Below are 21,880 nucleotides of genomic sequence, written 5' to 3'. Positions count from 1 at the left end.
CAACCGAAAAAAAAGCAGCCAGCTTGAATAACACAAACTGACTGCTTGTTTTAAATTGCCAACATTTTTGCTAATGTTACTAATACAGCATTTTCATCATTGCTCAAGTTCACTTGATAATTTGCGGCAGCTTTCGTCTCAGCGAATGCATTTTTCACAGCAAAGCTATAGTCGGCTTCGGCAAACAATTCTATATCATTTAACCCATCTCCAAATGCCATTGTTTCAGATTTTGAAATACCTAACAATTTTTGCAACTCTTGGACTGTCGTGCCTTTATGAACATTTAGCTGAGCAATATCTATCCAGCGAGGTTCGGAAGCCACAAAATACGCTTGATCTTGATACTGTTCCAAAAGCTTAACCGTTTCAAAAGTACGTAGCTGATTATCCAAAACCGTAATTTTTATGAAATCATCACTTATTTGATCATACTTGTCAACAAATTTCACTACTTGGTACGATCCATTTACAAAAAATAAGTCAGCTTCCGGCGTATCTTTTAAGATAAAAGCGGCTTCTTCAGTGCAAGCAATAATTGTCTGATGTGGGATCTGTTGTAGCGTCTCAATCATTTTAAGACCGATTCTATTTGGCAACAAATCTTGATAAACAATTTTCCCTTGATGCTTGATTCGAGTTGCACTGTCTCCTAAAATCCATAAGTCTTCAAAGCCTACATTCACAAAAAGTTCCTCAACTCTTTCAGCTTGTTTTCCAGTCACGGGTGCAAAAATAATTCCCTTTTCTTGCATCATTTTACGTACTTTCAAATATAGCTTCTCATCAAACAGACTTTGACTATTTAAAAATGTGCCATCTAAATCGGTTAAAACCAACCTAATCATTACTCAAATCCTCACCGTTTGTGGTAATCACTTTTTTATACCAGTCGAAAGATTTCTTCTTACTGCGTTTTAGACTGCCGTTGCCGTCATTATCACGGTCTACATAGATGAAACCATAACGTTTTTTCATCTCGCCAGTTCCAGCTGAAACCAAATCAATACAGCCCCAAGTTGTATATCCTAAAAGATCAACTCCATCTAACTCGACAGCGTCTTTCATTGCTTGTAAATGTTCAGCCAAATAATTTATCCGATAATCGTCTTCAACATAGCCATTTTCATCTGGTGTATCAACAGCTCCTAAACCATTCTCTACAATAAATAATGGTTTTTGATAGCGATCATATAAGTCATTTAAAGTAATTCTCAGCCCTAAAGGATCAATTTGCCAACCCCATTCACTAGCTTTTAAATAGGGATTTTTAATAGAAGCAAAAATATTTCCTTCAGTTTTTTCCAATAAATCAGGATCAGTGGTTGCCACTCGAGAAGAATAATAAGAAAAAGAAATAAAATCGACAGTATGATTTTTTAATAATTCTGCATCGCCATCGGCCATTTTAATTTCGATGCCGTTGCGTTCTAATTCTTTTATAGCATATGCTGGATATTCACCACGAGATTGAACATCAATAAAGAAATAATTTTCTCGATCATTTTTACGAGAAGCCCACACATCTTCCGGGTTACATGAGTACGGATAGTAAGCACCAGCGGCTAGCATACATCCCACTTTATTTTCCGGGTCAACTTCATGGGCAATTTTCGTTGCTATCGCTGAAGCAACTAATTCGTGATGGGCTGCTTGATATTTCACTTGTTCCTTGTTTTCTCCTGGTTCAAAGTAAAGTCCAGCTCCCATAAATGGCGCATGTAGAATCATATTGATTTCATTAAAAGTCAACCAATATTTAACCAAGCCTTTATATCGATTAAAAATCACCTGACATAAGTTTTCATAAAAACCAACTAATTCACGACTACGCCATGCGCCATATTTCTCAACTAAATGCATTGGACAGTCAAAATGAGTAATCGTCACTAGCGGTTCAATATTGTATTTATGACATTCTTTAAACAAGTCTTCATAAAATTTTAAGCCATCTTCATTTGGTTCGGTTTCATCACCTTTAGGAAAAATCCGACTCCAAGCAATCGATAAGCGATAAGTTTTAAATCCCATCTCACCAAATAAAGCAATGTCCTCTTTATAGCGATGATACATATCAATCGCATTTTTTGCTGGATAAAAATGGTCATCATCAAAATCAAACATTTTTTGCTCACCAGTAATGACCCCTATTCGATCTTTGCCAACTGGTGCTAAATCGACATTGGCAAGACCACGTCCACCTTGATCGTATCCTCCTTCACATTGATTAGCAGCTGTTGCGCCACCCCATAAAAAATCTTTTCTAAATGCCATGCATGATTCCTCCTAAGTTTTATACTTCTATTAAATCTAAATGACTAGCTACTTGATCCTGAACTTCGATTCCTTCTGCCATTAATTTTTCGATTGTTGCTTTAAAGTTTGGTAAATATTCTTTGTGGGCAATAAACAATTCATCCATTACTCGTTTGGCAGTTTTTCCTGACGGAATTAATGGATTAATCGTGAAGGCTTGCAAAACAGTATTATAATCACCTGTGACTGCAGCCTCAATTGTCAATAATTCCATTGCTTTCATCACTTGCAGCCAACCTCTTTCAGCTGTCGGTAATGTACCAAAGGCAACATTGCGTGCTCCTTGACCACCTACATAAGCAGTCACTTCAACAACACAATCCGCTGGTAAATCCGGAACAGCACCATCATTTTTAGTAGAAACGACCAATTGCGTGTTTTTATTGGCATAGATTGAAGCAATTGTTTCACAAGCTGCATCAGAGTAATACGCTCCACCCCGTTGCTGCAACTGCTCCGGTTTGTAATTTAGTGCTGGATCTTTGTAGAGTTCAAATAATTCAGTTTCTGTTTGCTTGACTTGTTGGGCGCGCGTACCAATTGTTTGATATTCTTCTAAAGCATGTTCCAGCATTTCTTCTTGACGATAGTAATACCGATGATAACCACAAGGAATCATTTTCATCTGTTCTAGCTGTTCATGATAAAAAGGAATATCGAAAATATTTTTCGGTAAGCCGTTGTCTTCTTCATACATTTTTTCAATGATATCCATCGTCACGTCATTGCCATGATTATCCGCAACTTTATGCCAGTGAAAATGATTTAACCCAGCAAATTTATAAATTAACTCATCTGGATTTTTCCCGATTAATGCTGGCTCAATCATCGTCGCCATCACAGGTACATTACATAAACCAATGACTTTTTCCCACTTACCATAACGAACAATGGCTTCTGTCACCATGCCACTAGGATTGGCAAAATTAATCAACCAGGCATCTGGACAAAGCCGTTTCATATCTTCAACAATTTCCAGAATGATTGGCACAGTTCTTAACGCTTTAAAAATTCCACCTGGTCCGTTAGTCTCTTGTCCTAACATGCCATAATAAGCAGGGATTCTTTCATCCTTGATTCGTGCTTCCAATAAACCAACTCGAAATTGTGTGGTAACAAAATCAGCATCTTTTAAAGCTGCTTCGCGATCTAAAGTCAAATGGATTTTCACATCATATGGTGAAGCATCCCACATTCTTTGGGCCATTGCTCCGACAATCGCTAACTTTTCTTTTCCAGCTTCAATATCTACCAACCAAATCTCTGAAATTGGTAATTCCTCATATCTTTTGATAAAACCTTCCATTAATTCTGGGGTATAACTACTTCCGCCACCAATCGTGGCAATTTTTACACCTTGATTCATTAGCTCACTCCTTATAATTAATTTACAAATTTATTATCCTATCTGTAAAATATATTTACAATTCGTTTTGAGTTGATTCCAATACTATTTACAAATTTTATCTTTATATGCGGTATTATTTGTAAACGCTATTGCAAAACAGTAGTACTTTGCTTTAATATCATTTACAACAATACAAAAATATCGTAAATATTTTGGAGGGGAATATATGCTTATCCGTGAAAAAATGAAACAAATTCATTTTTCAACTGCTGAAGAGAATGTTATTAGGTTCCTATTACATTCTGACAGTCAGTTGAGAGACTTAACCGTTAAAGAAATTGCCGAAATCACTTATGTCCATCCATCCACATTAATTCGTGTCGCTAAAAAACTAAATTTTTCAGGTTGGTCGGCTTTAAAAGATGCTTTTTTAGCTGAATCCCACTATTTGAATACGTATTTCACTGATATTGATGCCAATTTACCGTTTTCGCCACAAGACGGCATTATGACAGTTGCTCATAAAATTGCTAGTCTAGAAAAAGACACAATCGCTGACAGCTTAAGTTTGCTCCATCATGATCAATTACAAAAAGCCCAACAATTATTGCTCAATGCCCGTACCATTAAGATTTTTGGAAGCAATGCCAATTTATTGATCGCTGAAGACTTCGCTTTAAAGATGCGCCGACTCAATCGAGCTGTTCGTGTAGTATCCACTATGAATGAACAATCTTATGAAGCACATAATACTCATCCCGATGATGTTTGCATTTTGATTTCATATACCGGTGAAAATGTCATGATGACTAAATTAGCTGAACTTTTTAATCAACAAAAAATTCCTTTTATTGCGTTAACAAGCATTGGTGAAAATACGCTTGCTGAAAAAGCTCAAGCTGTTTTGCACATAACAACCAGAGAAAGACTCTATTCAAAAATTGCAAACTATAGCATTAATAGTTCGATCAGTTTTTTATTAGATGTTTTATACAGCTGCGTCTTTGCTGAAGATTATGAAAAAAATCTTAATCACCTAATTTCCATCGGTGAACAAGTAGATATCAGAAAGTCCAGCTCAGATATTATGGCTGAACCTAACATTCAATATCGTGATTTTTTAAGACCAAATTAAAGAAAAGTCACTAGTTAAAGGACTTTTCTTTAATTATTGATTTACAATACCGCTGTTAATAGTTCGTCATTGTCGTTAATTTCTTTTTTATCTGATTCAACAATATCTAAATAATCAGCTGAGTTGGTAACGATTACAGGAGTTTCGACGGAATAACCAGCATTTCGAATTTCTTGAATATCAAAACTCACTAATTTGTCTCCACGTTTTACCTTGTCACCTTGTTTGACGTGATTTTCAAAGAAATTTCCATTTAATTGAACGGTGTCCATACCAATATGAATCAATAGTTCCATACCATGATCTGAAACTAAACCAATCGCATGTTTTGTCGGGAACATCGTCATAACTGTACCGTCAAATGGGGCAACGACTTCTCCTTTAGTTGGATGAATCACAACACCTCTACCTAAAATACCTTGGGCAAAAGCTTGATCACTTGCTGTATCTAGTGGCATTAACTGTCCTTCTAATGGAGAGGTAACAACTTCTTTCCGAATTTTTGCAGCATTTTCTGGTAATTCTTGATCAGCAACAACAGTTTTATCCTTCCAAAAAGCCATTGTTAAACCAAAACCAACGACTCCAGCGATACCAATCGCTATTAATGAAATCCACATGCCTCTAGCATTTCCATCTGGAGAAATGTAGTTAAAAATACCAAAAATTCCTAATCCACCTGATGTGAAGGCAGTCACTTGATTAATCATTAAAAACAGACCTGAAACAGCTCCGGCGATCATTGAGAAAACAAATGGCGTCTTTTTAGGTAAAGTAATCCCGTAAATTGCTGGCTCGGTTACACCGAACAAGCCTGAAATAATTGCTGGCGGGCATAAAGCTTTCAAATTTTTGTCTTTTAGCTTGAAGTACATAGCTAAAACAACGGCAGTTTGAGCAAAACTTGCGCCAAATGTACCTGTTAAAATCATACTTGATCCATTCATGGTTACTTGCATAATTGCTAATGGAACAATTGACCAATGTAAACCGAAGATAACCAGCACTTGCCAGAAGAAACCTAAAACCACACCATATAATGCTGGTGAGAAGGCCATCAATGCTTGGAAACCAGCACTTAAAAGATCAGTTAAAATTGAAATTACGGGTCCAATGACCAAAAAACCAATCGGTAAAGCAATTAAAAGAACTAAAAATGGTACAACGAAATTTTGTACAACAGTCGGAATAATCTTTTTCGCCAATTTTTGAATTTGGGCAGCAAAGGCAATAATAAAAATAACTGGTACAACACTACTAGTATAGTTTGCTCCTACCCATGGAATGCCAAAGAATCTCTCATATGCCGGTAATCCAAACAAGCTATATGGCGCAGCTGCATTTGCACCAGCAGCTTCAGTAAAGGCTGCCTGTAACGCTGTTCCTTGAACTGTTGGGTAACACATTGCAGCACCTACTACAATTCCCACCATTGGATTTAGTCCAAATTTTTTCGCTGCAGTGAAACCAAGAACTACTGGCATGAACATAAATATTGCGTCACCAATGGCATTTAACATCAAATAATTACCAGATGTCACCGTGTAGTTGAACCAGCCCAACGTTCCCAAAAATACTAACAAAGCATTTAAACCTTTAATCATCCCGGCCGCTGCTAAAGCACCTAAAAATGGTTGGAAACAACCACTTAAGATGTCGATTAAACGGTTAAAAATATTGCCATCACTTTTTGCGGCATCTTCAGATTCACCACTTATTCCAGCTACTGATTGCACATCTGCGTAGACATCAGGTACGTGATTACCGATGACTACTTGATACTGTCCGCCACTTTTCATGACAGTCACAACACCATCCGTATTTTTTAAAACTTCATCTTTGGCTTTATTTTCATCTTTCAATTTAAAGCGTAAACGGGTAATACAATGGGTCAGACTATTAATATTGTCACTTCCCCCAACATTATCGACGATCTTTTTTGCCAAATCTTCATATTTTCCCATCTTTTATCCTCCTCAAATAGTTTTTTGAACAAGTCTTGCAATATGAATTGTCAAATATAATTTTTCATCATTAGTCATTAAATACTGATATTTCTGATAAATAAATGTCGCAATTTTTTCCGTGCAATAATAAGCATTCTGATATTTCTTTTGGATCATCAATAATAATTCTTCGTCCGTTTCATCATTGAACTGTTTATTAGTTAAAATTCTTGAAGCAAAAAAGCGTAGATGCGTGGTAAAGCGATAAAAATAGACCGATTCTTCGTCAAATTGAACTTTAAAATAATAGCTGGTAATTTGAATGATTTCTTGCATCAATTCAGTTAATTCCTGGACGTTACCATTTTCAACATCGCTTTGTGCATTTACCAAATGCAAAGCAACATTTCCAGCTTCGTCATCTCCTAAATCAACTGAAAACAACTCTTTAACTTGGACAATCGCTTTCTTTCCCAATGCATATTCATCAGGAAAAAAACGTTTGATATCCCAAAGCAATAAATTTTTTAATTGGATTCCTTCTCTTCCTCTTTCAATCGCACCATGTAAATGATCCGTTAAAGACAAATATAGTGAATCGTTTAAGGGTTTATCTAATTTTTTCTTTGCCTCATCTATAATTTCAGTGGCCAACTCAACATAGATAAGAGGAACATTTTCTAATAATTCTTGAAACTTGTGAGATAAATTTTCATTATCTAGACGATAAATTTTATCAATCTCTTTACTAGAAATGACATCTCCGATTTTTTTTTTGAACGCTAAACCACGTCCCATTGCAACAACTTCATTATTATTTTGATCTGTTGTGATCACAACATTATTGTTTAGAATTTTTTGAATCTGCATGCTTAGATCCTCCATTTTCCTACTATCTGCAACAATAAATAATAAATAACCAACTCCTTATTTGTTATTTTTCATGACAGATGTGATATAAAATAAATACAAAAAATATTCATTTATTATTTTTTTGCAACAAAAAAACCCAATGAACGTACACAAAAAAGCGTACTTTCATCAGGTTTAGCTTGTACTTAAACAATCACTATCCATCAGTGGTCTATTTTCTTCAAAATCATCATAGCAAATTAAGAAAACGCTGTCAATGATTTTTTTTGTTCTTTTTTAGTTTTTTGATTAAAAGTCTTTGAAATTGTAAATGTTAGATTATTTTATAGTACTATTGTTAGCCAATTTAAAAGAATAATTACGTTTAAAATAAATTAAGAAGACTAATTTTCTATACTAAACTGAAAATATTATTTATTTCTTTTAAATTAGTTTTAATTTAAGGTGTATTTTCTGATTATTGATTTGTCAGCAGCTTTTAGTGCCATTAAAGCCGAAAAAATTCCTACCGGCTGGCAGGAATTTCTTTTTTATAATTCTTCACCGTTTGTCGCTATGACATTTTTATACCAGTCAAAGGATTTTTTCTTTCTTCTATTTCTTGTACCATGACCTTCATCGTCTTGATCAACATAAATGTAGCCATAACGTTTAGACATTTGTGAGGTTGAAGCACTGACAATATCAATACATCCCCACGAAGTGTAACCAAATAAGTCAACACCATCATGAATTGCCTCTTGTATCTGTTCAATATGTTGTTTTAAGTAATCAATTCGGTAATCGTCTTGAATGGTACCATCTTTTTCAATTTGATCAACAGCACCCAGACCATTTTCAGCAATAAATAATGGTTTTTGATAGCGATCATAGAGTTGATTTAAAGCAATTCTCAAACCTTTTGGATCAATTTGCCAACCCCACTCACTGCTAGGTAGATACGGATTTTTTATTCCGCCGGTAATCAAATTTCCTTCTGCATTTTCTAAATTTTCAGGATGAGCTGAGACAGCTGACGACATGTAGTAACTAAAAGAAATAAAATCTACTGGATACTGCCGCAATATTTCTTCATCACCAACTTCAGTCTCTAAAACAACCCCTTTTTCTTCAAACATTCTTTTTGTATAAGCAGGATAATAGCCCCGAGCTTGGACATCTGAGAAAAATAGAGAGGTTCTTTGACTTTCGACAGTTTTTTGAACATCATCTGGGTCACATGAATATGGAATCAATAATTGATAACTAATCATACAACCTACTTTTGAGTCAGGAATAATTTGATGACAAGCTTTAGTCGCCAGAGCACTTGCGATAAATTGATGATGTGCACCTTGATATTTAGCTTGTTCAATATTGGGATGATTTTCTTCGATCACACCAATGCTCACGTATGGATGGTGCTTCACACAATTAATTTCGTTAAAAGTCATCCAATATTTTACTTTATTCTTATATCGTTTAAAAACAGTTGTTGCAAATTTAACATAGAAATCAATTAACTGACGATTCGGCCAGCCACCATATTCGGTTGCCAAATGTAAAGGCATTTCATAATGGGACAAAGAAACGACCGGTTCAATACCGTATTTTAAAAGTTCATCAAACATTTTATCGTAGAAAGCTAGACCAGCTTCATTCGGCAAGTCCTCATCTCCATTTGGAAATATTCGAGTCCAAGCAATCGATGTGCGGTAACATTTGAAGCCCATTTCTGCAAATAGCGCGATGTCTTCTTTGTAGTGATGATAAAAATCATTGCCGTTCCGTTTTGGATAATATTTTTTACTATCTGGATTTTGTGCCTCCGCCACTTGAGCATGTGTCATCAAATGCCATTGGTCTGTCCATTTTTCTTTTGGCAAACTACTGTCAAATGTATAAACATCTGAAACAGAAAGTCCTTTTCCGCCTTCGTCGAATCCACCTTCAACTTGATGAGCAGCTGTTGCACCGCCCCATAAAAAATCTTTCGGAAATTTTGTCATAGCTTTTCTCCTTATACTAAAAGTTCTGCAAATTGATCATTCAAAGGCAGACTTTGATTTTCATCTACAAATTCAATAGACCCAAATTTCGTACTGTTAGTGACCATTACCATAATTGTTGGATCATATCCGGCAGCTTGAACGGCTGCTAAATCAAAGCTTACCAATAATTCACCGGCTCTAATTGAATCATTTTCAGCAATTGAAGTTTTAAAATATTTTCCAGCCAAATTAACTGTATCAATACCAATATGGATTAAGATTTCAGCCCCTTCTGGTGTTATCATTCCTACTGCGTGTTTGGTGGGAAAAATAGAGGTAATGGTTCCAGCAACCGGGCTATAAACTTCTCCCCTAGTCGGAATGACAGCAAAACCTTCGCCCATTGCACCACTAGCAAAAGTTGGATCATTAACTTCAGTCAAAGCAATCGTTTTTCCTTGCGCAGGTTTTTCTAATACTAAGGCTTTTTCATTGGCTAAGATCAATTGGTCTTCTTCAGCGGCAACTTCATCTTTATAACCAAATAGGAAAGTTAAAATACATGAAACAAACATAGATAAGAAATAACTAGCGACTAGCCAAACAAAACCTTGACCAATATAGATTGGGAAAGACAAGATACTTCTTGTAGCGACAGCTAATGCGCCGGCACCAGCAGCACCTGCTACTCCACCAAAGATTGCACCAACACCGCAAGCAATATAAAATGGTTTTTTGTATTTTAAAGTAATCCCTTAGACAGCTGGCTCAGTAATTCCAAATAATGCACTAATGAAAGATGAAATAGCTAAGCTTTTTACCTTTTTATCTTTAGCTTTGAAAAACACCCCTAAAACAGCCCCAGCTTGTGCGGCAACAGCTGTCATGCAACCAGGTCCTAAAGTATCTCGACCATAAAAGCTGATGTTATTCGTCATTACTGGCACCATACCCCAATGTAATCCGAAGATGACTAAGACTTGCCAGAATCCACCAATCACTGCACCAGATAAAATTGGACTGAAATTATAAACAGCTAAATACCCATTCGCAATTAATTCACTAGCCATATTTGCAATCGGACCAACCACCATTAACGTCAAAGGAACCATGACAATCAAGCAGATAAATGGGGTTAATAAATTTCTGACACTTTCATGGAGTCTAGGTCTAATTAGACGTTCTAAATGTGATAACACATAAACTGCCAAAATCGCTGGAATAACGGTGCTAGAATATCTTGCCAGCGAAACTGGTATGCCGATAAAATTTAACGCTGTTCCATCTGTAAAAGCTGTTGTAATTGATGGATATACTAACGCTGCGGCTAAAACCATGGCGATAAAGATATCTGTTTTGAATTTTTTTGCTGCAGTATAAGCTAAGAAAATTGGCAAGAAATAGAAGAAAGCATCTGCTGCAGCATTTAAAACAACATAAGTGCCACTTTCAATTGATAGCCAACCGACACTTGTTAACAAAGCCAAAACTCCTTTAATTAACCCACTACCTGCTAAAACACCTAAAGTTGGTGCAAAAACCGCAGCAATCATATCAATAAAACTATTTAAGATACTTTTCTTTTCTTTTTTTTCGGTTACTTCTGAGCTAGCAGTTCCGAGATTTGATATCTTAGTGATGGCTTCATAAACATCATTGACTGTGTTACCAATAACCACTTGGAACATTCCACCAGCTTCAACGACTGTAATGACACCGGTTAAATTTTCTATCTCAGCTTTTTTCGCTTTTTGCTGATCATTTAGCGTGAAACGTAATCTTGTGGCACAGTGATATAAATTACTGACATTTTCTTCTCCGCCAACATTTTTTAAAATATCTTTAGCCAATTGCTGATAATCCATTTTTGTTTCCCCCTTATAATTTGTATCCGTTTTCTATATCAATAGTATAAGAAGGAAAACCTTTTCATGCCATTCAAGATAAATCGTCACTAAAAAGGAAATTGACTGAACACTATTTTGTCGTTAGGATTTCACTGATTGCAGAAAAATCGGCTAGTATTTTGGGATTTTTAACATAGGATATATGGATCAAAGTTGAAATTTTTCTTTGCTGATAGATGATGGGTTCTTTTAAATGATATTCACGTATTTGAGACATACCACTTTCTTTTATTTCACAAGCAAATAAGATTTTTGAAGTAATAGGCACCAATACTAATTCACTAGAATTAGGTAATAATTGATGAATATTATCTATTTTTTTAGTAATATCTACCTGACTTTCTGCCCCATAGTATTTGGACAAAAAGTTTTTCTTATTTATTTCTTCTCGTTCACTAATAACGTGATAAAGCTCCGTGCTTAATTCATTCAGTTCTGCTTCTGATAAAACACTCGGAATAAAACTGAAGCCTGGATTCTCGAAAACTATTTCTTGTTCTGTGGTCAATAACACGCTGTAATCATGTTGTTCTTTTTTTGCTTCAAAAACATAAACTGGTTCAATTTGCACTTGGCGGATTTTTCGTTGTAAGCTATTCTCTATACTGCGTTTTAAAGCATTTAAAATACTCAAGGGCTGATTACTGACAATTAGCAAATTCCCCTCACTACGATAATTCTCTAATGCTTCTGCCAAATACAAGACTAAATAAGAAAGTTCAGCAAGATTCGGTCGCAAGTCAAAGTACAACGGAAAAAATCGACGCACTAAATAGGTTTCCAAAGGATAATTAGACAGTGTTTTTTGAGCGAAATGGTTTAACACATTGTGACCTGCCGCCATTCTAGTTGCCATCTGCTGAATATGGACTAGTAATGCATCGGGATTTTTAAAAAGTTGCTCAGTTGGTAGCTTTAAATAATCAATTAAAGCTGTTTCAAATTTTCGCAGTTTTTGTTTTAAAACTAAATTGTCGCCTTCGTTTAAATGTAAATAATTTAGTTCTAACAGACGATTTCCTAAAGCCGTTTGCTCATTATCGTCCAAAGAATAATCAAAAGTTTTATCTAAAAACAATGTTAGTTTGTCAATCACTGAAACTAAGAGATCATTTTGTTCTAACAATTCTAATTTTTTTTGATTCTTTCCTCTGACGACTGTCAAACTCACATAACGGGCATATCTTAAGAAATCTTCTCCAGAAACAATATAATTGGCCTCAATCAAAGCAGTTTGCATAAAGTTTTGAATCACTGATATTTTTTCTAACACTTCCATAATAAATGCTTCTGGTAATTTACTCTCGATTAGAACTGACTCAGTTCCCACCATTGAAGCAAAAATTCGTCGCATATTTTCACTACTATGAATTTTTAGCCCCTTGTGACTGGAAATCTCTAAATCTAAATGAACATTACGTTCTATCCAGCGTTGGATTGTTTTAATTTCATTTGAGATAGCTGTTTTTGATAGAAAAAAAAGATCAGCTAAGTGCTGCATACTGACGTAGTCTTCTTGAAATATTAAATAGATAATAATAGTTGATGCTCTAAAATTCATACTGGAATACATTTTATGTTTCTTTACTTCTGCTACGATTTGGGTTTGTAATTCTGGTGCTAGAAATAAAAGATGATAGCCATTACGTTTGTTACTTTCAATCTCTATATCATCTGGATAAAGTTCCAGCATGTTTTTAATTTCAGATTGTACCGTTTTTTTATTGGTGTGAATATGTTCAGCTAGCTTTTCACTAGTTAGCCAAGTATTGATATTGGCTAAGTAGACTAACAGTTCTAATTGCCGTTTTGTTAAATCCATTGAATGATCACCTCCATGCTTATTGTAGCAAAAAAGCTGTACTTAATAGTTTAAGTACAGCTAATTATTTTAAATGTTAATAGAAAGGTTAGCGCCATTTGTTTCAATCACTTGTTTGAAATAATCAAAGCTATCTTTTTTCAGCCGCTTGAAACTGCCACTGCCATCATTATGGCGATCGACATAAATAAAGCCATAACGTTTCTTCATTTCACCAGTTCCTGCTGAAACAATATCGATGGGTCCCCACCAAAGATAACCAATAACATCACAACCATCTTTAATTGCTTCTGCCATTTGTTCAATATGCATTTTTAAATAGCGCGCTCTTTCAACATCGTTGATTCTTTGATTTTCGTCAGGCGTTTCATCAATTCCCAAGCCATTTTCAACGATAAATAATGGTAGCTCATACCGATCAGTTAACTCATTCATAACATAGCGGAAACCTAGCGGATCAATTGGCCAATTCCAAGGTTCAGGAGATTTTTCAGTCAAGAAAGGATTATCAAAACCTTTTGCACCACCAGTGTCTACACGCATCTCAGCATCTTTACTGTAAACGGTACTACGATAATAACTAAATGCAACATAGTCTGAAGTATACTCTGCTAATAAATCTAGATCCCCTGCAGCAATTTCTGGTGCACAGTCTTCTTCACGCCAAATCCTTTTGACATATCCAGGATAATGTCCACGACACATCACATCAGAATATAGATATGAATTGCGTTTAAATTCTAAGGCTCCAAAAACATTCTCAGGATTACAATCCACGGGATAAGTTGCTAAAGAAGAAAAACTAAACATCACACCCATTAATGCATCAGGATCTGCTGCTTGCATCCTTTTTGTTGCTAATGCATTAGCGACAAATAAGTGATGAACCGCTTGAAAAATTTCTTTTTTAGTCAAAGTTGCAATTGGTTCTTTTGGATCTGTCGCCGGAAATTTGACTACACCTGCAGCAGCATAAGGCATCCGAAAAGCATTATTTATCTCATTAAAGGTCATCCAGTACTTTACTTTCCCTTTATAGCGATTGAAAATAACTGTCGCATAACGATCAAAAAAATCAATTAAACGTCTATCTTGCCAACCCCCATATTCTGCTACTAAAGCTAAGGGCGTTTCATAATGACTTAAAGTGAGCACTGGTTCCATGTGATATTTTAAAAGAGTCTCGATTAAGCGGTCATAAAAAAGTAGACCAGCTTCATTTGCCTCTTCTTCGTCACCTTTTGGAAAAATCCGTCCCCATGAAATGCTTGTACGAAAAGCTTTAAAACCCATTTCACTCATCATTTTAATGTCCTCTTCAAAACGATGGTAAAAATCTACCGCCTCGTGAGATAAAAAAGCGATATCTTCAGGTAAGTCCAACTCCCAAATTCCTTGGGCTTCATTCCATGAGATACTTGGATGCTGATTCATAATACCAACTAAAGTATCTGTTACATTAGGTAGTTTTCCATCCTCTAGCCAAGCTCCTTCTACTTGATTGGCAGCTACTGCACCACCCCATAAAAAATTTTCGGGAAATACATTGGTTTCTGTCATAATGACCCTCCTATATTTTCGAATCCGTTTTCTTAATATAAGCATATATTTATTGCCGTAAATTTGCCATACTAGAATTTTCCTATGTAAAAAAGAAATTTTGTGAACGAAAGAAAGTTAATTAGCCATTACCATTCTCAATTCTGTTACATAATGATCCTACTTTAACAGTCAAATACACTAATTTAACAATATTTCTCTTTTTTTGTAATTATTCTTAATTTAGTTTAACTTTTCTGGTATAATTTTAAAGTGAGAGCGATATCATAAAAAATAATACTTGAATCGCTCATCCCAAAAAACTTTATTTGTTAAAGGGGGAAAGATTGACCTTAGTTCTATCGTTTTTTGTGAAATACTTTACAATTGCTGTCGTAACAAATTAATCTTATTTTGGAAGTGAGGAATTTATTAATGACAAAGACAATTATTATCGGAGCGAACCATGCGGGAATTGCAGCTGCAAATACTTTATTGGACACTTATAAAGATCAAGAAGTCGTAATGATCGATCGCAACACAAACTTAAGTTATCTAGGTTGCGGAACTGCTTTATGGGTAGGTCGTCAAATTGATTCTTACGAAGGATTATTCTATACAAAGAAGGAAGATTTTGAAGCAAAAGGCGCTAGAATCATGATGGAAACTACGGTTGATCATATTGATTTTGATAAAAAAGAAGTTCATGCTTTAACTAAAGATGGCGAAAAAGTTGTTGAAACTTACGACAAACTAATTCTAGCAACTGGTTCTTTACCTATCTCACCGCAAGTTCCTGGTAAAGATTTAGAGAACATCCATTTCTTGAAACGTTTCCAAGACGGACAAGCTGTTGATGCGATTTTAGCAAATGATGATGTAGAAAATGTAGCTGTTATCGGAGCTGGTTATATCGGTGTTGAAATTGCCGAAGCTGCTAAACGACGTGGCAAAAATGTTCTATTATTTGATGCTGCTTCTCGCTCTTTACCAAACTACTATGACAAATGGTTCACAAATGACATGGATCAAGTTTTAACGAAACATGATATTCAATTACATTTTGATGAATTGGTTAACGAGTATAAAGGTGATGAAAAAGTTGAACGGATCGTTACTAAAGCGGGAGAATATCCAGTTGATTTAGTTATCAATGCAATTGGTTTCTTACCAAATAATGACTTAGCTAAAGATCATCTAAAATTATTTAAAAATGGCGCTTACTTAGTTGATCGTCATCAACAAACAAGTGATGAGAATGTTTATGCTGTTGGCGATTGTGCGACCGTTTATTCAAATGCCTTAAGAGATACAACTTATATTGCCTTAGCGACAAATGCTGTTCGTTCAGGGATTGTCGCTGCCCATAATATTGGCGGAACTCCTTTAGAATCGACTGGTGTTCAAGGTTCAAACGGTATTTCCATCTTTGGTTACAATATGGTTTCAACTGGCTTATCCGTTGAAGCTGCTGAAAAAAATGGCATGAAAGTAAAACATACTGACTTTGAAGACTTACAAAAACCTGGCTTTATGAAAGAAAACGATAAAGTGAAGATTCGAATCGTTTATGAAGAAGGTTCTCGTCGAGTAGTTGGTGCCCAACTTGCTTCAACTACTCCTGAAATTGCTATGGGTATTCATATGTTCTCATTAGCAATTGAAGAAGGTGTAACTATCGATAAATTAAAATTATTAGATATTTTCTTCTTGCCTCACTTCAATCAGCCATATAACTACATTACGATGGCTGCTTTAAGTGCTGAATAATTAAAGGTAAAGTGATAAGCGAAATCAATATTTTGCTTATCACTTTTTTTCTACATATTTTACACTCGCTGTTTTGTGCACAATTTAAGAGGCTCAACTGCAGAAATTACCTTAAACTATAAATACCACAACAGTTGTGGGAAAGGAAGTGAACTATTTGGATTGGTTAGAACGGTTAAATCAGAGCTTAAATTATTTGGAAAATCATCTAGAGCAAGAAATTTCTTATGAAGAAATTGCAAAGATTGCCTGTTGTTCCAGTTATCATTATCAACGGATGTTTTCTTATATTGCCGACGTCTCTTTAGGAGAATACATTCGTCGTCGAAAAATGAGTCTCGCAGCAGTCGATTTACAGAATAGCGGAAAAGTAATTGATGTAGCAGTCAAATATGGCTATGATTCCCCTACTTCATTTAATCGTGCTTTCAAAAAGATTCAAGGTATGACTCCGCAACAAGCAAAAAATTCTGATACCAAACTGCTAAGCTATCCAAAGTTAAACTTCTCAATTTAAATTAAAGGAGTGGCAGCAATGGCTTACAAAATTGTCGAAAAAGGACAGCTTCGTTTTATTGGAAAGAAAGTATCTCTGGGTCCTGATGTCGAAACAGCAATGGTAGAAATCCCAAAATTTTGGCAAAAACTCTCAACAGAAGGCTATCTCGAAAAATTATTTCCTTTAATTCAACCAGAATTTCCTGCGGTATATGGCATTAGTATTTCAGAAAACATTGATCAAAAACAATGGGAGTACATGATTGGTATTCAAAGTGATCAAAAATTATCAGGTTTCGATGAGTATTATTTACCCGCAGCTAAATGGGCAATCTTCGACGGGACTGGTGAGATGCCAAAAGGAATTCAAGAACTAAATAAACAAATTTATACCGAATGGTTACCCACATCTGGTTTCGAATATGCGAACTTACCTGTATTAGAGGCTTATTTAAACAACGACCCCATTCATTCAGAATTCCAAGTCTGGTTTCCAGTAAAATAAAGTAAAGCGAGGATGTAAAAATCCTCGCTTTATCTTATTCCCCAATGATAGTGAAACCAAAACCTCGAATGTGAGTTTTGAGCATTTCTAAATACTCATTGGCAATCGGTGTTAAGGCAGTTTGTTCATGTTTTAGCCAACCTAAAGTAATAGTATCTTCAACCTCTAGCGGTATCGCAACAATTTTATCATCATTTAATTCACTAGAAATGATTCCCGAACTAATGGTATATCCATTTAAACCAACCATCAAATTAAAAATAGTAGCTCGATCAGATACTTTGATTTGTTTTTTATGATCCAAGGTACTCAAAATTTCTTCAGAAAAATAAAAAGAATTCCCCTCACCTTGTTCATAAGACAAATACGGATAATCCAGCAAATCCTCTAAACTTACAGTTGTCTTTTTTGTTAATGGATTTTGAATCCCAACAAAGACATGGGGCTTTGCATCAAATAAAGGCGTGAAAATCAAGTTTTCTTCTTTAAATAGTTTCTTCAACACCTTTTGATTAAAATCATTTAAATATAAAATACCGATTTCACTTTTAAAGCTACTTAAATCTGTCAAAATATTTTGCGTTTCAGTTTCTCGTAAAGTAAATTGGTATTTTTCACTTTCCACTCCCCGAATCAACTCCACAAAAGCATGCACCACAAAAGCATAATGTTGTGCTGAAACTGAGAAAGCTTGTTTTCGCTTACTTTGTTGCTTATACCGTTCCTCTAATAAATTTACCTGATCTAAAATTTGACGGGCATAAATCATAAATTCTCGTCCTTCATCAGTTAGGGAAACACCCATTTTACTCCGTAACAGCAGTTTCAAATTCAATTCATTTTCTAATTCTTTAATTGCATTAGAAACACTAGGCTGAGTTAAAAAAAGCTGTTTTGCTGCCTCATTAATTGAGCCAGTTTTCACAATTTCCTCTAAATATTGCAGTTGTTGGATTCTCATTTTTTCTCCCTTATATCTTTTTAAATAGTTTACGTCAGGTTATAGTTTTTAGCTATAACTTTTGCCATATTTTTTCAATTATCCAAGCATTCATATTCATGTTAATCTTTCAAATAACAACAAGGAGTACTTAGGAGGAAGAATATATGACTACAACAATTATTGGTTTTCCCAGATTGGGTGAATTTAGAGAATTAAAATTTGCAACTGAAAAATATTTTAGAAATGAAATAAATGAATCAGAATTACAAGCTACAGCAAAAGAATTACGCCGAAAACATTGGCAATTAGTCAAAGAATCAGGTGTAGATGAAGTTGTCAGTAATGACTTTTCCCTATACGACAATCTCTTAGACACAGCTTTTTTATTCAATATCATTCCGTCAAATGTTGAAACTAGTCCCTTATCGTCTTTAGAAAAATTCTTTGCTTTAGCTCGTGGGCATCAGTCAGAAACAATTGATATCAAAGCTTTACCTATGAAAAAGTGGTTTAATACCAATTATCACTATTTAGTACCGAAGTTTGAAAAAATAACTAAAGTAAAAATTAACAGCAGTAAAATATTTGATGAATATCAAGAGGCAAAAGCATTAGATATCGAGACTCGTCCAGTTTTAATTGGACCATTTACCTTACTTTCATTGGCAGATTTTGAGGAGGGTATTTCTGCAAAAGATTTTGTGAATGATCTTACGATTGCTTATCAAGACATTTTCAAGGAGTTAAAAGCGTTAGGTGCCCAGTGGATTCAATTAGATGAACCCAGCTTAGTAACCGATCTTTCTTTAGAACAAAAAGCACTATTTTTAGATATTTACCATAATTTATTAAATGACAAACAAGATTTAAAAATTTTGCTACAAACTTATTTCGGTGATGTTCGTGATATTTATCAAGATTTGATTCAATTATCGATTGATGCTATCGGATTGGACTTTGTCGAAGGTCCAAAAAATATATCATTATTACAAACAGGCTTTCCTGCTGATAAAAAATTATATGCGGGTATCATCAACGGAAAAAATATTTGGCGAAATCAATATCAAAAAAGCTTAGCAATTTTACAACAATTACCTACTCAAAATGTTGTTTTAAATACTTCTTGTTCATTATTACATGTACCATTTTCTATTGAAAACGAAGAATTCCCTGTTGAAGTTAAAAAACATTTTTCTTATGCTACTGAGAAATTAAATGAGCTGGTTGAGTTATCAGAGATAGTTGCTGGAAAATCAGAAAAGCTAGAAAAAAATCAAGCCTTGTTCCAACAAGAACGATTCACAAAAGATCCAAAGGTAGAAGAAAAAATTGCTTCTCTAACGCCTGAGTCATATATCCGTCAACCAGCTTTTGAAAAAAGAGAACTTCTCCAACGAAAAGAATTCCAATTACCTTTATTACCAACCACAACTATTGGTTCATTTCCGCAAACCAAAGAAGTTAAGCAAACTCGTGCGCGTTTCAAGAAAAAGGAAATTGACCAGAAAACGTACGATCAATTCATTGCCCAGCAAATAGATAACTGGTTGCAATGGCAAGAAGAAATTGATCTAGATGTGTTAGTTCACGGAGAGTTTGAAAGAAACGACATGGTTGAATATTTTGGGCAAAACTTAGCGGGCTATTTATTTAGTAAAAATGGCTGGGTGCAATCCTATGGTACTCGCGGTGTCAAGCCACCAATTATTTGGGGAGACATTTATCGAACAGCACCAATTACTGTTAAATGGTCCAAATACGCACAAAAACAGACCAACAAATGGGTCAAAGGAATGTTGACTGGTCCAGTAACCATTTTAAACTGGTCTTTTCCACGAGAAGATATTTCTTTAAAAGAATCAACCTTACAAATTGCACTAGCTATACAAGAAGAAGTTTTAGACTTGGAAAAAAATGGCATCCGAATTATTCAAATTGACGAAGCTGCTTTACGAGAAAAATTACCATTAAGAAAAAATGATTGGTACAGCGAATATTTAGATTGGGCTATTCCAGCTTTTCGGTTAGTTCATAGTAAAGTGCAGCCACAAACACAAATTCACACCCATATGTGTTATAGCGAATTTACTGATATTATTCCGGCAATTGATCAGATGGATGCTGATGTCATCTCCTTTGAAGCTTCTCGGTCAAATTTAGAAATTTTAGATGAATTAAAAGCTAATCACTTTAAAACGCAAGTTGGCCCAGGAGTCTATGACATTCATTCGCCACGAATTCCTAGCACTGAAGAAATTAAAACTACAATTGATGCTATTTTAGCAAAAGTACCGCAAGAAAAAATTTGGATTAATCCAGACTGTGGACTGAAAACGCGAGGCATTAAAGAAACAAAAGCCAGTCTACAAAATATGACGGCTGCGGCAAAATTCGCCCGAAAGGAGTTATTAATCCATGACAAAAAATAAGACACCCTCCTTGTCTTTTGAAATATTTCCACCAAAAACACAAATCGGCAATCAGAAAATGCTGCAAATCCTCAACGATTTGCAGCAACTCTCTCCTGATTTTATTAGTGTCACTTGTAGTAATACCAAGGGAAGTTTTGAATCAACAACAATCAAATTGGCCGATTATATCCAAAATCAACTCAATATTCCGACTGTTACTCATTTACCAGCAGCTTATCTAACAAAAATTGAAGTAGCCACTATTCTTGATCATTTGAACCAACTAAATATAAAAAACATTTTAGCCTTACGTGGCGATATTTTACCTGAAGAACCTGCAAAAGATGATTTCAAATATGCCAGCGATTTAATCGATTTCATTCAAGCAAAGCAGCCTGATTTTAAAATCAGTGGCGCTTGTTACCCAGAAATTCACCCTGATTCTGCTAATCGTATTACGGATATTCAAAATCTTAAGCAAAAAGTCGATGCAGGTTGCAACGAACTAATTACTCAACTTTTTTTTGATAATGAACTTTTTTATGACTTCCAAGAAAAAAGCCAACTAGCCAACATCAATGTTCCAATTTTAGCGGGCATTATGCCAATCATTAATCGTAATCAAGCATTGCGATTAATTAAAACAAGTGAAGCAAAATTACCGAGAAAATTCCTAGCCATATTGGAAAAATATGAGCACGATCCAATTGCCTTACGAGATGCTGGAATTGCTTATGCAATTGACCAAATTGTCGATTTAGTCACCCAAGATTCAGCCGGCATTCATTTATACACTATGAACCACGCTGAAACAGCAAACCAAATTGTAGCTGCCACAGCTTCCCTATTCCATAAACAGAAAATGATTAGTTAAATAAAGACTGTGACATAAGTATT

15 protein-coding genes and 1 pseudogene are annotated in these 21,880 nt (G+C 35.0%); 6 read left to right on the top strand and 10 right to left on the bottom strand.

Annotated features, from left to right (window positions below; genetic code table 11):
* Positions 1 to 50: 50 nt before the first annotated feature.
* Genes ACVWNY_RS05200 through ACVWNY_RS05190 form a run of 3 tightly spaced genes read right to left on the bottom strand, consistent with a single transcriptional unit; the run spans position 51 to position 3,682 of the window.
* Positions 51 to 848: an HAD-IIB family hydrolase gene (locus ACVWNY_RS05200; protein WP_218324754.1), complete on the bottom strand. Its 798-nt coding sequence runs from the start codon at positions 846 to 848 to the stop codon at positions 51 to 53.
* Entirely contained in the window at positions 841 to 2,274 is a 1,434-nt protein-coding gene (locus ACVWNY_RS05195; RefSeq protein ID WP_218324753.1) for a 6-phospho-beta-glucosidase, read from the bottom strand. Before ACVWNY_RS05195 ends, ACVWNY_RS05200 begins: the two co-directional genes overlap by 8 nt.
* Before the next feature lie 19 nt (positions 2,275 to 2,293).
* Complete coding sequence (locus ACVWNY_RS05190; RefSeq protein WP_218324752.1) at positions 2,294 to 3,682, bottom strand: 6-phospho-beta-glucosidase; 1,389 nt, start codon at positions 3,680 to 3,682, stop codon at positions 2,294 to 2,296.
* A 208-nt stretch (positions 3,683 to 3,890) separates the two neighbouring features.
* On the opposite strand from ACVWNY_RS05190, the gene ACVWNY_RS05185 reads away from it, so the two are divergent.
* Positions 3,891 to 4,799, top strand: coding sequence for a MurR/RpiR family transcriptional regulator (locus ACVWNY_RS05185; protein WP_218324751.1), 909 nt, complete (start codon positions 3,891 to 3,893; stop codon positions 4,797 to 4,799).
* 41 nt (positions 4,800 to 4,840) lie between these two features.
* Here the strand turns inward: ACVWNY_RS05185 and ACVWNY_RS05180 are convergent, their stop codons facing one another.
* From ACVWNY_RS05180 to ACVWNY_RS05155, 6 genes and pseudogenes are all read right to left on the bottom strand, one after another.
* Positions 4,841 to 6,763, bottom strand: coding sequence for a beta-glucoside-specific PTS transporter subunit IIABC (locus tag ACVWNY_RS05180; RefSeq protein ID WP_218324750.1), 1,923 nt, complete (start codon positions 6,761 to 6,763; stop codon positions 4,841 to 4,843).
* 12 nt (positions 6,764 to 6,775) lie between these two features.
* Complete coding sequence (gene licT / locus ACVWNY_RS05175) at positions 6,776 to 7,615, bottom strand: BglG family transcription antiterminator LicT (protein WP_218324749.1); 840 nt, start codon at positions 7,613 to 7,615, stop codon at positions 6,776 to 6,778.
* A 533-nt stretch (positions 7,616 to 8,148) separates the two neighbouring features.
* Positions 8,149 to 9,606, bottom strand: coding sequence for a glycoside hydrolase family 1 protein (locus ACVWNY_RS05170; protein ID WP_218324748.1), 1,458 nt, complete (start codon positions 9,604 to 9,606; stop codon positions 8,149 to 8,151).
* Between the two features lie 11 nt (positions 9,607 to 9,617).
* Positions 9,618 to 11,453, bottom strand: a pseudogene (locus ACVWNY_RS05165) (beta-glucoside-specific PTS transporter subunit IIABC).
* Positions 11,454 to 11,565: 112 nt separating this feature from the next.
* Positions 11,566 to 13,317: a helix-turn-helix domain-containing protein gene (locus tag ACVWNY_RS05160; protein WP_218324746.1), complete on the bottom strand. Its 1,752-nt coding sequence runs from the start codon at positions 13,315 to 13,317 to the stop codon at positions 11,566 to 11,568.
* A gap of 69 nt (positions 13,318 to 13,386) precedes the next feature.
* Positions 13,387 to 14,877 carry a glycoside hydrolase family 1 protein gene (locus ACVWNY_RS05155; protein ID WP_454071799.1) on the bottom strand — a complete coding sequence of 497 codons (1,491 nt, stop codon included), beginning with the start codon at positions 14,875 to 14,877 and terminating at the stop codon, positions 13,387 to 13,389.
* A gap of 414 nt (positions 14,878 to 15,291) precedes the next feature.
* Between ACVWNY_RS05155 and nox the strand changes: the two genes are divergently transcribed.
* The 3 genes from nox to ACVWNY_RS05140 all read left to right on the top strand — a co-directional run bounded on the left by nox (position 15,292) and on the right by ACVWNY_RS05140 (position 17,629).
* Positions 15,292 to 16,626 (top strand): H2O-forming NADH oxidase, encoded by a 1,335-nt coding sequence (nox, locus tag ACVWNY_RS05150; protein WP_218324744.1) that lies wholly within the window; start codon positions 15,292 to 15,294, stop codon positions 16,624 to 16,626.
* 157 nt (positions 16,627 to 16,783) lie between these two features.
* Positions 16,784 to 17,143 (top strand): helix-turn-helix transcriptional regulator, encoded by a 360-nt coding sequence (locus tag ACVWNY_RS05145; protein ID WP_246601360.1) that lies wholly within the window; start codon positions 16,784 to 16,786, stop codon positions 17,141 to 17,143.
* A gap of 18 nt (positions 17,144 to 17,161) precedes the next feature.
* Positions 17,162 to 17,629, top strand: coding sequence for a GyrI-like domain-containing protein (locus tag ACVWNY_RS05140; protein ID WP_246601359.1), 468 nt, complete (start codon positions 17,162 to 17,164; stop codon positions 17,627 to 17,629).
* Between the two features lie 34 nt (positions 17,630 to 17,663).
* Here the strand turns inward: ACVWNY_RS05140 and ACVWNY_RS05135 are convergent, their stop codons facing one another.
* Positions 17,664 to 18,590: a LysR family transcriptional regulator gene (locus ACVWNY_RS05135; protein ID WP_218324743.1), complete on the bottom strand. Its 927-nt coding sequence runs from the start codon at positions 18,588 to 18,590 to the stop codon at positions 17,664 to 17,666.
* 146 nt (positions 18,591 to 18,736) lie between these two features.
* Here ACVWNY_RS05135 and metE point away from each other — a divergent pair, with 146 nt between their 5' ends.
* Positions 18,737 to 21,001, top strand: coding sequence for a 5-methyltetrahydropteroyltriglutamate--homocysteine S-methyltransferase (gene metE, locus ACVWNY_RS05130; protein ID WP_454071798.1), 2,265 nt, complete (start codon positions 18,737 to 18,739; stop codon positions 20,999 to 21,001).
* On the top strand, positions 20,988 to 21,857 hold the full coding sequence (gene metF, locus ACVWNY_RS05125) for a methylenetetrahydrofolate reductase [NAD(P)H] (protein WP_454071797.1): 870 nt from the start codon (positions 20,988 to 20,990) through the stop codon (positions 21,855 to 21,857). Before metE ends, metF begins: the two co-directional genes overlap by 14 nt.
* Positions 21,858 to 21,880: the final 23 nt, after the last annotated feature.

The organism is Enterococcus sp. JNUCC 77, assembly GCF_054819945.1.
This window is presented reverse-complemented; position numbering and strand designations above follow the sequence as displayed.

Bases quoted from the DNA above. Each gene is read 5' to 3' on its own strand.
- ACVWNY_RS05200 (WP_218324754.1), bottom strand. From the start codon at position 848: ATGATTAGGTTGGTTTTAACCGATTTAGATGGCACATTTTTAAATAGT.
- ACVWNY_RS05195 (WP_218324753.1), bottom strand. From the start codon at position 2,274: ATGGCATTTAGAAAAGATTTTTTATGGGGTGGCGCAACAGCTGCTAAT.
- ACVWNY_RS05190 (WP_218324752.1), bottom strand. From the start codon at position 3,682: ATGAATCAAGGTGTAAAAATTGCCACGATTGGTGGCGGAAGTAGTTAT.
- ACVWNY_RS05185 (WP_218324751.1), top strand. From the start codon at position 3,891: ATGCTTATCCGTGAAAAAATGAAACAAATTCATTTTTCAACTGCTGAA.
- ACVWNY_RS05180 (WP_218324750.1), bottom strand. From the start codon at position 6,763: ATGGGAAAATATGAAGATTTGGCAAAAAAGATCGTCGATAATGTTGGG.
- licT (WP_218324749.1), bottom strand. From the start codon at position 7,615: ATGCAGATTCAAAAAATTCTAAACAATAATGTTGTGATCACAACAGAT.
- ACVWNY_RS05170 (WP_218324748.1), bottom strand. From the start codon at position 9,606: ATGACAAAATTTCCGAAAGATTTTTTATGGGGCGGTGCAACAGCTGCT.
- ACVWNY_RS05160 (WP_218324746.1), bottom strand. From the start codon at position 13,317: ATGGATTTAACAAAACGGCAATTAGAACTGTTAGTCTACTTAGCCAAT.
- ACVWNY_RS05155 (WP_454071799.1), bottom strand. From the start codon at position 14,877: ATGACAGAAACCAATGTATTTCCCGAAAATTTTTTATGGGGTGGTGCA.
- nox (WP_218324744.1), top strand. From the start codon at position 15,292: ATGACAAAGACAATTATTATCGGAGCGAACCATGCGGGAATTGCAGCT.
- ACVWNY_RS05140 (WP_246601359.1), top strand. From the start codon at position 17,162: ATGGCTTACAAAATTGTCGAAAAAGGACAGCTTCGTTTTATTGGAAAG.
- ACVWNY_RS05135 (WP_218324743.1), bottom strand. From the start codon at position 18,590: ATGAGAATCCAACAACTGCAATATTTAGAGGAAATTGTGAAAACTGGC.
- metE (WP_454071798.1), top strand. From the start codon at position 18,737: ATGACTACAACAATTATTGGTTTTCCCAGATTGGGTGAATTTAGAGAA.
- metF (WP_454071797.1), top strand. From the start codon at position 20,988: ATGACAAAAAATAAGACACCCTCCTTGTCTTTTGAAATATTTCCACCA.